Origin of the sequence: Sphingomonas sp. SORGH_AS_0879, assembly GCF_030819175.1 — a bacterium.
In the GTDB taxonomy this organism is placed as follows: Bacteria; Pseudomonadota; Alphaproteobacteria; order Sphingomonadales; family Sphingomonadaceae; genus Sphingomonas.
Window position 1 is genome coordinate 61,225 of record NZ_JAUTBJ010000001.1, and the last position, 14,917, is coordinate 76,141.

The following is a 14,917-nucleotide window of genomic DNA, read 5'->3' on the forward strand; positions in this document are numbered from 1 at the left end:
TCCCCTTCAGGGGAGGGGCCGGGGGTGGGGCGCTTCCGCAAACGCGACGCCGGTTGGAGAGGCCCCACCCCAACCCCTCCCCTGAAGGGGAGGGGCTCGGCCCGGATCGCGCTTCAGAACAGCTTGCGCACCCCGACCCGGACCGAGCGGCCGATGGGGTCGAGATAGGCGGGCTGGAAGCGGTTGGGCGTATCGCCGTTGCGGTCGGTGACGTTGATCCGGTCGTTCAGCAGGTTCTCGACCGTGACATTGACGTTCAGCCCCTTGGTCCAGGGCCGGTCGAGGATCTTGTCGACCTTGAGGAAGCTGTACAGGACCAGCCAGGTCCGGCCGGAAAAGCGCAGGTCGGACGCGGCGATGTCGCTGCGGATACGGGTCGGCCCCTGGACGCGGCCATAAAGGCCGAGATTGAACAGGCCATAGTTGACATAGCCGTTCAGCTCGACATCCCAGCGCGGGCGGCCCCCGGTGCCGTTCAGCGTCGCCCCGTCCAGCAGGTCGAGCACCGGCCCGCCGCTGCGCAGGGTCAGCCGGTCCTCCAGCCGGTAATTGGTCGTCGCCGACACCGACAGGAATCCCGGCTCCTTGCGCGGGCGGGGCGGCGGGGCGGTCTTTGCCGCATCGGGGGAGGGGGCCGCGGCGGGCGGGGGCGGGGTCTTGCCCAGCCGGGTCTGGAGATTGACCGCGATCCGCAGCTTGCGCTCCCGCTCGAACGCCAGATTGACCGGGCGCAGATCGACGCTGACCAACTGCCCCAGCGCGTCGGGACGAACAGGTCGGGAAAGACGCGCTGAAAGGCCGGCGTCGCCCCGCCCAGCGAAGCCGCCTGATTGTCGATCCGCGTGTCGAGATAATCCAGGCCGAAGCGGATTTCCTTGTCCCTGACCGGCTGGACCGCGATGCCCAGCGTCGTGACCCGCCGCTTTTCGGGCGCCAGATCGGGATTGCCGCCCATGATCGTGGTGACCAGCGTCGAGCGCCCCGTCACGAAGTCGAAAAAGGGGATGTTGGGCGTCGCCAGCACCGGCGCGACCAGTTGCGTCATGGCGGGCGCGGCCTGTGCGATGTTGACCGAGGCGCTGAACTGGACGGGGCGGAACGGCGTCCAGTTCAGCCCGATATTGGAATTGCTCAGCCGCCCGAAATCCGACACCTGCGACACACCCGCCATGCCGTCCAACTGCAATTCGCCGAGAAAGCCCAGCGAGCCCTCGCGCGCCGAGGCGAGGGGCAGGCTGGCATTGACGCTGGCCCCGCGCGTAGTGCGGCCGACCCCGTCGTCGGGCAGCGCCAGGCTGGTGGTCGCGCGGCTGTCGATCCGGGCATAATCGGTGGTGACGGTCAGCAGCGCGTCGCCGGCGGGCAGATGGACGACGGGGCCGTCGGCGGTCGCCTTGATCCCCAGCGTGTCGGACGCCGCTCGGCTCCGGTTGCGGGTACGAAGGGCAGCGGTCGCGGGATCGATCGCCGCCATCGGGTCCCCGCCCGCATCGATCGCCGCCTGAAGCGCGTTCAGCGGCACTCCCGTCTCGGAATTGCTGCGCGACGCCAGCCGGTCGTAATTGCCGGTCACCGCCCAGCTCCAGCGGCGGACGGTGCCGGTCAGCGAACCGCCCGCGTGCAGCGCCATGCTGGTCGTCCGCTGGCGCAGCACGCTGTCGGGCAGATAGCGATAGAGGAGGGTGTCATCGGCGAAGGGAAAGCCCCCCAGCCCGCCGGGCACGCGCAGCAGGGCGGGGGACAGGCCGTTCAGCCCGCGCGTCTGGACCGCCGCCATCGACAGCATCACCGACCCCGACACCGTCTTGCCGAGCGGCGAGGCCAGGCTCGCCTCGCTATGGATCGTGTCGCTCAACGGCTGGAGCGTGCGATAGGGCCCCAGATCGGTGACCCCCGCCGGGCTGTTCGCATAGGCGGCAAGCGTGCCCCGCATCGCCGGATCGACCGGCACCCCGGCCACAGTGACGCTCCGCCCCGCCAGCAGGTCGAGGCGGGGGTCCAGGCTGGCCCCGTTCACGCCGGTCACATTGCCACCGCTCGCGAACAGCGTGTCGGGATCGGGCACGATATCGCGCTGGCTCTGCAACACCGGGTCCTGCCGCAGATGCGAGACGTTGAAGGTCAGGCGGCGCGGCCCGTCGATCCGGGCCGAGGTGACTTCGCTATATTTGGTGCCGCCCCCGCCCTCGGTGGTGATGCCGGGCAGGAGCTGGACCGTGACCGCGCGGAATCTCTTCTTGGTGATGAAGTTCATCACACGGACATTGGGCGGATAGCCGAAGCGCGCCGCCTCCTGCTCGGGCAATATCTCGATCCGCTCCATCGCCTCATAGGGCAGGCTCTGGAATTCGGCGAAGCCCGAGACGCGGCGTCCGTTGAGCAGCATCACCGGCTCGCCCCCGCCGGACGAACTGGTCAGCGCCTTCACCCGCTTGAGCAACTCGGTCAGGTTGGGGGCGCCCATGGCGTCCAGCGCCTGGGCATCCAGCACCGCGACCGGCTCGACCGCGCCGATGACGGAGCCGGGGATGCGCTTGCCGGTGACGGTGACTTCGGCGGGCGGAGCGCCCGTGTCGGTCTGGGCGAAGGCCGGGGCCGACAGGCCCAGGGCGACGACCGACCATGCCGCGCGGCGCTTCGGCCGCACGCTCCCCTTAGCTCGCATCGTCCAGCCACTCCCATCGCCGACGTGAAGGCGGCAGATACTGTGGCAACCATGTCACAATTATGGCATTTTTTGAGAGAAGCTTGACATACTCTCAAGACACTTCCGCGCGACAGAAAATATTGAGCATCAGGAGAGACTTGAACGAGCAGGGCAGCGCGGGGATTTTCTCATGCCGCCTCTTCGCATGCGGTGCGAACCCGCTCAGTTCGTCGGGACGACCGGTTCGGTGATCAGCGGGGCGGGGGCCCTTTTGCTGCGAAGGACGCCGCGCATCACGCGGACATAATGGTCCGCGCCATGCTCGATGGTGAAGCGTCGCGCCTGGTGCAGCGTGCGCCGGGCGTCCTGGGCGTGGGGACGCGCCGTGGCGATCGCGTCGGCGAAGGCGGCCTCGTCGCCGACCGGGACCAGGGTCCCCAGCGCGCCCTGCTGCAACAGCGCCGCCATCGACCGGCTGCAATCGGTGGCGATGATGCCGATATTGGCGGCCAGCCCCTCCAGGATCACCGCGGGCACGCCCTCATAGTGCGAGGACAGCAGCAGCATGTCGTACTGCCCCAGCAGCGCGGCGGGATTGGTGACATAGCCCCGGAAATCGACCCGGTCGGCGATGCCCAGCGTCACCGCCAGCGCCTCCAGCGCGGGTCGCTCCGGCCCGTCGCCGAACAGGGTCAGCGTATCGTGCGCGCGGGCCCCGCGTGCGAACCCGCGCAGCATCAGCGCGAGATTCTTCTGCGGGGCCAGCCGCGCGATGGTGACGAAGCGGCGTCCGTCCGAGCGGATCGGGGCGGGGAGCGGCTCGCGCAACGCCATGATCTGTGCCTCGGACAAGGCCGGGTCGGGGATGATCGCCACGCGGGCGGGGGAGACGCGCACGCCCTGCACGATCTCGGCGCGCATCGGCTTTTCCATGCCGACGAAATGGTCGATCGCCAGCCCCTGGATGCGCAGCCAGATACGATAGAAGGCCCGATAGAGCCGCGAGGCGTCGGTCCGGTCCAGATTGTTGCTGATCTTGGCAACCACCGGCGGGCAGTCGCGGCCCAGGATCAGCTTCAGCATCACCGCGACAAAGGCATAGGTGTTGCCCGCACAGAACAGCATGTCGGGCCGCACCGCGCGCACGACGCGCGGCAGGGTTAGGACCATCCAGATCGTCTCCCAATGCGCGATCCCCGGCCAGCGGCGGGGCGGCGTCACGAAATCAAGCCCCGCACCGACATCCTCGGCCATCGCGCCATCGGTCCGCCCCAGGAAGAGCGGCGCATCGATCCCCGTCTCCCGCCAGCGGCGGACGAGGCGCAGCGCGATCCGCTCCACCCCGCCGGGCTCGAAACTGTGCAGGAAGGTCAGGACGCGCAAAATGCCGCCCGCTTCGCCCGAAGCCGTGCCCCATCACCCGAACGTCGCGGAAATCGCCCCATCGCTCCACCCATAGATCGGCCAGGGAAAATGGTCGACACCGCCCCTATAATCGGTCGTGAAGCCTCTGTCATGTTGGGGGATTCTGTGGCCCGTCCCGTTTCGTCACTCGGGAGCGGATCGGCATTTATTTTTCACGCGAAGGCGCGAAGAATGTGTTCGCGCGGAGGCGCGGAGGACGCAGAGAGGTCGTGCACGGGGCGTCGGCAGTCCATTTTCCTCATCCGACGTTTTGGCGAGGCGCTGCCGCGCGAGCCTGATTCCTCTGCGCCCTCCGCGCCTCTGCGCGCAAAAAAAGGCGACGTCGCCCGGATTTCAGGCCGGATCGACATTCCCCATTCCTCACCTGCCACTGGGGACCATGCGAAGCATGGTGGAGGGGTGTCCCCCTATCGAGAGCGCGACACCCCTCCGTCAGGCCTTCGGCCTGCCACCTCCCCTTGCAGGGGAGGAATGGGGAATGTCCATCAGCGCCGATTCCCGCTTGCCTTTGCACCCAAAGCCACCCACCCGCCGACAGGATGAACGACGCAAGCGGACAGGGGCGCGGGATCGGGGCGGTCGCCACCTTGGGGCTGTTGACCCTGGTGGCGCTGATCGTGCGGGCGCAGGGTTTCGGCAATCCGGTGATCGGGTTCGACGAGCAATTCTATCTGCTGGTCGGCGACCGGATGCTGCACGGCGCGCTGCCCTATGTCGATATCTTCGACCGCAAGCCGATCGGGCTGTTCCTGCTCTATGCGGGCGCGCGGGCGCTGGGGGGGGACGGATTCCTCGCCTATAAGCTGGTCGCGACCGGATTCGTCGTCGCCACCGCTTACGGGGTGCAGCGGATCGCGCGGGCCTTCGCCCCGCCTATGGCCGCGATCGGGGCGGCGATCCTCTATATCCTCTGGCTGAACCTGATGGAGGGGGAAGGGGGGCAGTCGCCCGTCTTCTACAATGCGCTGATCCTGGTCGCCGCGACGATGATGCTGCGCGCGGTGGAGCGGCGCGGGTCGCTCTTCGGATCGGGCGCGGGCGCGATGGCGGCGATCGGGCTGGCGCTCCAGATCAAATATTCGGTGCTGCCCGAAGGGTTCGCCTTTGGCTGTATCCTGCTCTGGTGCGGGTGGCGCGAGCGGGTGGCACCGGTCCGGCTGGCGGGGATGGCGCTGGCCTGGGTCGCGCTGGCGCTGTTGCCGACTTTGGCCGCCTGGGGGGCCTATGCCGCGATGGGGGAGGGGCAGGCGTGGCTCTTCGCCAATTTTCTCTCGCTCGGCGGACAGGCGGCGCGACCGCTGGCGACCGAGCTGGAGGGGCTGGCCGCCTGTGTCGGCATCCTGCTGCCGCTCGCCCTCGTCATCGCGCTGGGGCGGCCATGGCGGCATGTCGCGGCGGAGCGGCGGGGGGGGTTTCGCTTCCTGATCGTCTGGCTGGCGGTGACGGCGGTCGCGGTGCTGCTCTATGGCCGGTTCGGCAGCCCGCATTATGCCATGCCGATCGTCCTGCCCGCGACCATCGTCGCCGCGCCGGTGCTGGGCCGCTGGCGGCGCGGGTGGCTGGTGGCGCTGATCGCGGTGATCGCGCTGGCGGGACAGGTCGTGCTCGCCTTGAGCGAACGCGCCAAGGGCGGTCGCGCCGAGGCCTTGGCCGTCGCCCGCGCCGCCATGCCCGAACGGGGGCCTGATCGGGGCTGCCTCTATGTCTATGACGGCTATCCCGCGCTCTACATGCTGACCCATAGCTGCCTGCCGTCGAAATGGGTGTTTCCCGGCCATCTCAACACGCTGGACGAAGCGAGCGCGAGCGCGATCGGCACCGATCCGGTCGCCGAGGTCCGCCGCATCCTGGCCGCGCGACCGGGGGCGATCGTCGACGACTATCCGCGCTTCGCGTTCGGCAACCCCGCGACGCGCAAGGTGCTGGGCGAGGCGCTGGCCAGGGACTATCACCTCGCCGCCTGCGTCCCGACCGGGCCGAGCCGGGTGCGGCTGGTCTATCGACGCGGGCCGGGGCCCATGCCCGCCCATTGCCCGAGCGAGGCGATGCTGGCGATACGCTGACCAGGAACCGTATACGATATCGACAAGTTTGGCGGGGTCCGTCAGGATGGCGGTCATGATCCCCGTCCTCCTCGCAGCACTTCTCGCTCCCTCGACGCCCGAGACGGTCCGCACGACCGGCAATCCGATCCTGTCCGACGGACGCTATTACTCCACCGACCCTGCGCCGCTGGTCGATGGCGATACGCTGTGGATCCTGGCGGGGCGGGACGAAGCGCCCGATGGGGTCAACGACTTCATCATGAACGAGTGGCAGTTGCTGTCGACCAAGGACCCCGCGAGCGGCGTGTGGCGGCATTTCCCCGCCATCGCCCGGCCGGAGGCGGTCTTCGCCTGGGCCGAGCCGGGCCGCGCCTATGCCGGGCAGATCGTGAAGGGGCGGGACGGGCGCTTCTATCTCTACGCCCCGGTGCTCCAGCGGGAGGGGGACGCCAGGGACCGTTTCGCGATCGGCGTGGCCGTCGCCGACCGCCCGACCGGGCCGTGGCGCGATGCGCATCCGTCAGGGCCGATCATCTCGCAGCAAACGCCCGTCGCCAACGACATCCAGAATATCGACCCCAGCGTGCTGATCGACGATGACGGGCGGGTCTATATCTATTGGGGCACGTTCGGGCGGCTGCGCGCGATGGAGCTGGCCCCCGACATGGTCACACCCAAGGGGCCCGAGCAGATCGTCACCGGCGCGACCGGCTTTTTCGAGGCGCCCTGGATCATGAAGCGGCGCGGCACCTATTATCTGCTCTACGCCGCCAATAATGCCGGGCCGGACAGCCCGTGCACCCCGACGCTTTATCATGCGTGCCAGGCCTATGCCTCCGCGCCGTCGCCGATGGGGCCATGGACCTATCGCGGGGTGGTGCTGCGCCCGGTATCGTCCACCACCTCCCATGCGGGGGCGGTGGAGTATAAGGGGCGCTGGTATCTGACCTATCATACGGCGGATGCGAAGGGCGGCGGCCATTTCCGCCGTTCGGTCGCGATCGATCCGATGGACTGGGACGACAGCGTCTCGCCCCCCGCCATCCGCGCCGTGACGCCGAGCAGGGCACCCGCTCCGCCACCTCCGCCGACGCGCAATATCGCGCCGAGCGCCTGGGCCAGCGCGTCGAACCAGCCGGTGCCGGTGCAATATTGGATCGCCGCGCTCAACGACGGCAAGGTCCGCAGTGCGCCGCTGCCCCCCGACATGTGGGGCAACTGGACGCGGGCGAACCCGGCGAGCGCCTGGATCGCCTATCGCTGGCCCCGCCCGGTGACGCTGAACGCCAGCCGCATCCGCTTCTTCGCCGACCATCCCGCCGGGGCCGGGGAGGGCGTCGCCCCGCCCGCCGCCTGGCATCTGGAATATTGGGACGGCGGATGGAAGCCGATCGCGGGCACCTATCCCACCGGCACGGACGGGTTTCAGGAGGTCCGCTTCCGACCCGTCACCACCCGCTGCCTGCGCGCGGTGCTGGAGGCGTCGGGGAGCAAGGACCGCCATGCCGGGCTGGCCGTGGAGGAATGGGAGGCGCTGTCGCCAGGTATCGCCAAGCCGATGCCGCGTCCCGACGCCATGCCGCCATCCTGCTGATCCGGCGGAGCAAAATGGCGTCGCACCTGTCATTCGCTCTTTCCCCTTGCAGGGGAGGGAGGCGGGGGCGGCCTGGAGAGCGGGCCTTCCCACAAAGCTGAATAGGCACCCCACGCGGTTTGCTTCATTATAGGTTTACCCTATAACCCTAAATAAGAGCCGCCCAAGCAGTGTCCTGTTCAAGCTTATGAGGAGCCGATGCGCCGGGACGATCTTTGCCACGCGGTTCGCGAGCGGCTCCAGCGGCTGCCCGAGCCCCATGCCGCACATTATGGCGTGGTCCCGCTGCCGCCCCCGGGGGAGGGCATCCCGCTGGGCACCGCCATGGCCAGCCACCAGCGCGCGATCGAGGCGCTGGCACGGGTGCGCGCGCTCGCGGCCGACATGGCCGATCCCTATGTCGTCAGCCGCCTGCTCGTCCGGCGCGAGGCGGTGAGCAGTTCCTCGATCGAGGGGACGAACAGCACGCTCGACGAACTCCTCTCGCTGGAAGAGGAGGCGGGCGAGGAGCAGCGCGACGCCGCACGCCAGGTGCGCGACTATGCGCTGACGCTCGACCGGCTGATCCCGCGCGCGGCGGGGGAGGGGGCCGCCCTCTTCACCCCCGAACTGGTGGCCGAGCTTCATCGCGAGGTGATGCGAAGCGATCCCCGCTATGCCGATGCGCCGGGCATGCTGCGCACCCATGTCGTGTGGATCGGGGGCGGGGGGCATGACATCGCCTATTCGACCTATAATCCCACCCCGCCCGACCGGATCGAAACCTGTCTGGCTGAGAGCATGGCCTATATGCGCGGCCAGGGCATGCAGGTGATGACCCAGAGCATCGTCGCGCGGCTGGCCATCGCCCATGCCCATTTCGAGGCGGTCCACCCGTTCCGCGACGGCAATGGCCGCGTCGGGCGGCTGCTGATGCCGCTGATGATGGCGGCGGACGGCCAGGTCCCGCTCTATCTCTCCCCCTATATCGAGGCGAACCGACAGGCCTATCATGACAGCCTGAAAGCGGCGCAGCAGCGGCTGGACTGGAGCGCGGCGATCGCCTTCATCGCCGATGCCATTACGGGCACGGTCGACGAACTGATGGTCACGCGCGCCGCCCTGACGCGGCTGGTCGCCGCCTGGCACGGGCGACGTGCCTTTCGCCGCAACTCCGCCGCGCGGCGCGCGCTGCCGCTGCTGGCCGATTATCCGGTCATCACCGCCCGGCGGCTGGGCGAGCGGCTCCGGGTCTCCGCCCCCAGCGCGCATGGTGCGATCGAGCAACTGGTCCAGGCCGGAATCCTGCACGAACGCACCGGCTATAGCCGCAACCGCGTCTTCGCCGCGAACGAGGTGCTGGGCATCCTCAACCGCCCCTTCGGCGCCGAGCCGATCGAGGAAGTGCGATAGGGGCGACGGGGGCTATCGCATATCCTCGATCTTCAGGTTCCTGACCTTCACCGCCTTCCCCTCGCGATCGGTGGTGAGGACTGGGGGGGCTGCTGCAACTTGTTCATGAGCTTGGGTATCGCGGCCGATCCACGAGCCTTGGGCTCCGCAGCAACAGGAGGAGTGCGGCGGACAGGATGACCAGCGCGATCAGGGTCAGGATGGGAATATCCGCGCTGGCGAACCGGCCGAGCAGCATGGCGAAAAGGGGCGGTCCCATGGCGGCGCCGAGCAGGAAGCTGACATTATGCCATGCGTAGATGCGGGAGATCGCGCGCTGCCCGAAATATCGTCCTACGAGGATCGAGAGCAGGTCGGTCTCGGCGCCCATCGCAACGCCCATCAGCACGCTCATCGTGACGGCGGAGACGCCGATGCTGTCGATGCGGAGCAGGATGCCCAGCGCAGCCGCGGCGCACAGCACGCCGCCCGCGCCGACGATCGGGACGGGGAAACGGTCGAGCAGCCAGCCGAACACCAGCCTGCCGACGATCATCGCGACACCGGCGATCGACGACAGCATCGCGATCTGCGGCAGCGTGCCGGCCCCACGCTGGAGCATCAGCGCGACGAAATTCGCGGTCAGCGCGTAGCTGGTCATTCCGAACAACAGGAAGACCGCGATGATGATCCAGAAGGCACGGGTCCGCAGCGCCTGGGCCACGGTCAGACCCGATGATACCGCCGGCTGGTCGATGCGGACGGGATCGGCCGCATCGGCGAAGGGGACGCCCGCCTCTGCCGGATCGTCACGCACGAACAGGGCGACGAGCGGCAGCACGAGCAATATCAGGCCCGCCGCCAGAGCATGGAAGGCATGGCGCCAACCGAAGGCTTCGCTGATGGACTCGACGGCCATCGGCAGGATCGCGCCGCCCACGCCCTGGCCCGCCACCGCAAGGCCGAGCGCGAAGCCGCGGCGACGGTCGAACCAGGCGGACAGCGCCTTGATATAGACGATCGGATTGGTGAAAGCGCCGACCGCCCCGAACAGGGCGTAGAAGACCATCAGGCCGCGCAGCGACGTGATCCCTCCCCCCGCCAGTGCGAGCAGCGCCGCGAAGGCGAGGGTGCCGGCCATGGCCGTGCGCCGCGAACCGAAGCGGTCGACGGCGATGCCGACCACCGGCACCGCCAGCGTGGTGGCGAGCAGAAAGAGCGACAGCGCGGACGCCATCGCGCCCTGGCTCCAGCCGAAGGCACGGGTCAGATGCGCGGTGACGATGCCGAAGGTGGTGACGATCGTGGTGGTCCCGCACAGCATCAGGGCGACGAGCACCGCCCCGACCATGTGCCATCCGCGATAGACGGGGCGGGCGCTCATGCCGTGCGTCCGGCCGGGCGGGCCAGGCCCAGGTTCGCCCGCAGCGTATCCCCCTCGTAATCGGTGCGGAACAGGCCGCGCCGCTGCAATTCGGGGACGACGAGCCGCGCGAAGTCATCCAGGCCGTGCGGCAGGATCGGTGGCATGATGTTGAAGCCGTCCGCCGCGCCTGCGCGGAACCACGCCTCCATCTCGTCGACGATCTGCGTGGCCGTGCCGATGACGACCTTGTGACCGCGGGCGACGGCAACGCGGACGGCCAGTTGGCGGATCGTCAGACCCTCGGCATGGGCGAGGTCGAAGAACAGCTTCTGGCGGCTCTGCCAGCCTTGCGTGGGCGGCAGGTCGGGAACGGGGCCGTCGAGCGGATATTGGCCGAGGTCCGCGCCCATCATCGCGGAGGCGAGCCCGATCGCGATCCGCGGATCGACCAGCGCCTGGAGTTCGTCGTGAAGGCGCTGGGCCTCTTCCTGCGTTTCGGCGACGAAGGGCATCAAGCCGGGCATGACCACCACGTCGTCGCGGCGACGCCCGGCCGCGACCGCGCGGTCGCGCACCGTGTCGGCGAAGGCGACCGCCTCGCCCAGCGACTGTTGCGCGGTGAAGACCAGTTCCGCCGTGGCCGCCGCCAGTGCGATGCCGTCCGCCGAGGATCCGGCCTGCGCGATGACCGGATGGCCCTGGACCGGGCGACCGGCCTGCAACGGACCCTGGACGCGGAAGTGGCGTCCGTCATGCTCGATCGCCCGGACCCTGGCCGGGTCGAGGAAGCGGCGGCCCGGCTGATCGAACAGCAGCGCGTCGTCGCCCCAACTGTCCCACAGCGCCTTGACCACATGGATATATTCGGCGGCCCGCTCATAGCGCTCGGCATGGCCGATCTGGGCGTCGAGGCCGAAATTGCGCGCCTCGGCATCGGAGCCGGACGTGACGCAATTCCATCCGGCGCGCCCGCCGCTGATATGGTCGAGCGTCGCGAACTTCCGCGCGAGATGATAGGGGGGCAGGTAGGTCGCCGACACCGTCGCGACCAGCCCGATCCGCCGCGTCGCCGGGACCAGCGCGCCGAGCAGCATCAGGGGTTCGAGGTAATAGACCGGGGCGGCCTGCGCCGACAAAGGCGACAATGGCGGCGCGGCGACATTGTCCGCGAAGAACAGGGCATCGAACCGCGCCGCCTCCGCGGCCTGCGCGATGCGGACATAATGATCGAGCGACACCAGATCGCGCGGCTCGACCGATGGGTGGAGCCAGGCGGCGATATGATGGCCGACGCCCATGATGAAGGCGCCGAGCTTGATCTGGCGGGGGGTGGGTGGTCATGATGCTGGTCCCTCCCGATCGCTCAGAATGTGTAGCCGAGCGTCGCGCCATAGGTGCGCGGCGTGCCGTACAGGATCGCGGCATTGCCGAGGATCGCGGTGCGATTGGCGAAGCGGATATAGTGCCTGTCGAAGATGTTGCGGCCCCATAGCGACGCGCGCCACCGGCCATCGGCGGATGTCAGCCCGATCCGGGCGTCGGCAAGGTCGTAGCCCGGAATGGAATAGGCCTTCCCGAACACCGGATTGGCGACCTTCGGATCGAAATTCTCCGAGGACTGGACGCTATAGCCGATATGCGCCTGCCAGCGCGGCAGGCCCGCACCCAGCGCCCCCTCGTAATCGGCCGAGACATAGGCCTTGTGACGCGGCGCATAGGGGGTCTGCACGCCATCGGCATCGAGAACTTTGGTGCCGACCGTGCCGCCACCCCCCGGATACCGGTCGAACACGCTGTCATTATAGCTATATTGGGCGGCCAGCGTCAGGCCGGCGACCGGGATGATCGCGATTTCGGTCTCGATCCCCTTGGACGAGACCTTGCCGACGTTCGACAGGCTGCTGGCCAGAACCGTGCGACCGCCGACGGTGGCGTTGACGAAGGTGAAGACCTGGAAATCGTCGAACCTCTCGTAGAAGCCGGTCACGTTGACGCGGGCGCGGCGATCGAGGAAATCGCTCTTGAGCCCGATTTCGTAGCTGGTCACCGTTTCCGGCCTGAAGCGGATACCGGCGGCAAAGGCAGCGGCGCTGGTCGCCTCGACATTCCATCCGCCGCTCTTGAACCCACGGCCGATCGTCCCGAACAGCAGCACGTTGCGCCGCAGATGCAGGTTGATGCCGCCCTTGGGCGTGAAGAAGGTGTTGGCGAGCGCGTCTCGGTAGCCGCTGATGGGTATCGAGAACAACCCGGTCGGGTCGGCGGTCGTGATGTCGTTCAGACGCTTGCGCTCATAGGTCAGCCGCGCCCCCGCGAACAACTCGACAAGGGATGACGGCCGCACGTTCGCCTGGAAGAAACCGGCTATCGAGTCGGTGCTGACCGACGTCGCAAGCGTCGCGGCCTTGCCCACGGCGGCCCCGAGGCCGAGGGCGCGCAGGCCCGAGCCGAAGGTCAGCGCCTGCCGGTCCCGGTTGTCGCCCCGGAAGTAGAAGACGCCCGCGACGAAATCATAGCGGCGCTCGCGCGGCGACGCGATCCGCAGCTCCTGGGTGAACTGGTCGGTATATTGACGCAGGTCGGCGGTCAGGATCGGCGTGGGGCCGGTTTCGTTGTTGAAGTGCAGGAACTGGTGACCCGATCGCCAGGCGGTGATCGACGTGGCCTGGAACCCTCCGCCAATGTCCTTCTGCGCGGTCAGCGACACGCCGCCCATGCGCCGTCGCGCGCCATCGTCGACATAGGAGCGGATCGCGAACGGATCGCTGCCCGCTGGCGGCACATAGGTGTAGTGCAGCGTCGAATTGTCGTCGTCGGTGAAATCCGCCGCAAGCGTGACATCGAGCCCGTCGTCCGGATGCACCCGGAGTTGCGCGCGGACAGCGTCCGAATTGACGCCCTGGTTGCGTTTGCCCAGCAGGACGTTGCGGTAATAGCCGTCGCTTTGGACATGGGTGCCGCCGAGTTGCAGGCTGACGCTGTCGTTCAGCGGCAGGTTGCTGCGCGCCGCGATCTGGCGATAGCCGAAATTGCCGATATCCGCGCTGACCTCGCCCCCCAGCGTCTTCGACGGCTGGATCGTGGTGATGGAGAGGGCGCCGGCATCCGTGTCCTTGCCGAACAACGTGCCCTGCGGACCGCGCAACACATCGATCTGCCGGATACCGGACAGCGTCAGGTTGTTCATCCAGGACCGGCTGTAATAGACGCCGTCGACATAGACGCCGACGCGGGAATCATAGCCGGCGTTGCGCGAGTAATCGATGACGCCGCGAATACCGGTGCGGCCCTGTTCGCTGCCGTCGCCGAACGACAGGGACGGCGTGGCGACCTCCACGTCGCTCAGGCGGCGCGCGCCAAGGGTGTCGAGCGCCTTGGTATCGAGGGTCTGGATCGAGATCGGCACCTGCTGCGAATTCTCGACGCGGCGTTGTGCGGTCACGACGATGTCGGACAGGCCCGTCCGATCCTGTGGCGGCGCGGCGCGAACCGCAGCGGGAACGAGCGCGACGGCAAGCGTGCCCGCGCGCCATAGCCACGCATGCCCCGCCGCCCGCGCGGCGATCCTGTGCCTAGAGTGGCGATCAGCCATCGAACTTCCCCCCATGACCGCATCCGGCGCGGATTAAGTGCCGCCACTTATCCTATCCGATCGATGGGGATTTGAAGAAGCTTTTGGTTGCGGGGGTGCAACTTTCCCTTCGCGCGTGGGGGCCGGGGGGCTCAGCCGCGTCGCAATATGAAGCGGGCGGCCGCCTCCAGCGCGGGTACGGTCATGGCGATGGTCTGATCGATCAGCTCTTCGAGCGACAATATGGCATGTCCGCGAAAGGCGAAATTGTCACGTGCCGCCAGCCCGACGATCATCGCGAAATGCTGCTGGGAAAAAGCCAGCTCGAATTGCGATGTGGTCAGGTCGAGCAGAGCGGCCATCCGCTCCATCAGGGACACCGCGAGTCCGCGCCGCGCGTTGAACGGGTCGTCGCGGCGATGCGGATCGAACCCGATCCGCGTCGTATATTGCAGCAGCAGCCGTGCGTAGCTGTGGTGGCCGTTCGCGTCGATCTGCTCCGACATCGGCAGGAACACCGCCTCCAGCAGACTGCCGAGATCATCCGTCAAGCCGCGCTCTTCGGCCTGGCGGATACATTCCTGGCGCCGCATGACGATGTGTCGCATCCGGATCGCGAAGATGGCGTCGATCAGCCCGTCACGCCCGCCGAAATGATATTGCACCGCGAATTTGTTCGCCTGACCCGCTGCGGCCGCGATCTCCTGTAGCGACGGCGTATCGATGCCGTGCGTCCCCATCAACCGCTCGCCGGCGTCGGCAAGCCGGCGCTTGGACGGCGTTTCCTCGCCCTCGATATCGAACAGCGTCACGGGCCTGGGATGAGCGATGAGTCTGGGCATAGCGGGTCAGGATAGAGGCGTCGGGGAATAAATCGATCGTCGCTTTCTGGGTGGCC

10 protein-coding genes are annotated in these 14,917 nt (G+C 68.1%); 3 read left to right on the top strand and 7 right to left on the bottom strand.

What is annotated here, in order from left to right; all coding sequences use genetic code 11:
* Nucleotides 1-113 precede the first annotated feature (113 nt).
* The 3 genes from QE379_RS00295 to QE379_RS00305 form a co-directional block, all read right to left on the bottom strand.
* Nucleotides 114-566: a hypothetical protein gene (locus QE379_RS00295; protein ID WP_306996741.1), complete on the bottom strand. Its 453-nt coding sequence runs from the start codon at nt 564-566 to the stop codon at nt 114-116.
* Entirely contained in the window at nt 527-2,647 is a 2,121-nt protein-coding gene (locus QE379_RS00300) for a TonB-dependent receptor domain-containing protein (protein WP_306996743.1), read from the bottom strand. The genes QE379_RS00295 and QE379_RS00300 overlap by 40 nt, the downstream gene beginning before the upstream one ends.
* 222 nt (nt 2,648-2,869) lie before the next feature.
* A complete protein-coding gene (locus QE379_RS00305) occupies nt 2,870-4,030 on the bottom strand; it encodes a glycosyltransferase (protein WP_306996745.1) in 1,161 nt (386 codons plus the stop codon).
* A 581-nt stretch (nt 4,031-4,611) separates the two neighbouring features.
* Between QE379_RS00305 and QE379_RS00310 the strand changes: the two genes are divergently transcribed.
* From QE379_RS00310 to QE379_RS00320, 3 genes are all read left to right on the top strand, one after another.
* Complete coding sequence (locus QE379_RS00310) at nt 4,612-6,135, top strand: glycosyltransferase family 39 protein (RefSeq protein WP_306996747.1); 1,524 nt, start codon at nt 4,612-4,614, stop codon at nt 6,133-6,135.
* A 55-nt stretch (nt 6,136-6,190) separates the two neighbouring features.
* On the top strand, nt 6,191-7,711 hold the full coding sequence (locus tag QE379_RS00315; RefSeq protein ID WP_306996749.1) for a family 43 glycosylhydrolase: 1,521 nt from the start codon (nt 6,191-6,193) through the stop codon (nt 7,709-7,711).
* A 198-nt stretch (nt 7,712-7,909) separates the two neighbouring features.
* A complete protein-coding gene (locus QE379_RS00320) occupies nt 7,910-9,103 on the top strand; it encodes a Fic family protein (protein WP_306996753.1) in 1,194 nt (397 codons plus the stop codon).
* Between the two features lie 103 nt (nt 9,104-9,206).
* Here QE379_RS00320 and QE379_RS00325 read toward each other — a convergent pair whose 3' ends face one another.
* From QE379_RS00325 to QE379_RS00340, 4 genes are all read right to left on the bottom strand, one after another.
* Nucleotides 9,207-10,466, bottom strand: coding sequence for an MFS transporter (locus QE379_RS00325; RefSeq protein WP_306996755.1), 1,260 nt, complete (start codon nt 10,464-10,466; stop codon nt 9,207-9,209).
* Entirely contained in the window at nt 10,463-11,767 is a 1,305-nt protein-coding gene (locus tag QE379_RS00330) for an LLM class flavin-dependent oxidoreductase (protein WP_306996813.1), read from the bottom strand. Before QE379_RS00330 ends, QE379_RS00325 begins: the two co-directional genes overlap by 4 nt.
* A gap of 44 nt (nt 11,768-11,811) precedes the next feature.
* Complete coding sequence (locus tag QE379_RS00335) at nt 11,812-14,040, bottom strand: TonB-dependent receptor (protein ID WP_306996757.1); 2,229 nt, start codon at nt 14,038-14,040, stop codon at nt 11,812-11,814.
* A gap of 131 nt (nt 14,041-14,171) precedes the next feature.
* Nucleotides 14,172-14,831 (bottom strand): TetR/AcrR family transcriptional regulator, encoded by a 660-nt coding sequence (locus QE379_RS00340; protein WP_306996759.1) that lies wholly within the window; start codon nt 14,829-14,831, stop codon nt 14,172-14,174.
* Nucleotides 14,832-14,917 lie beyond the last annotated feature (86 nt).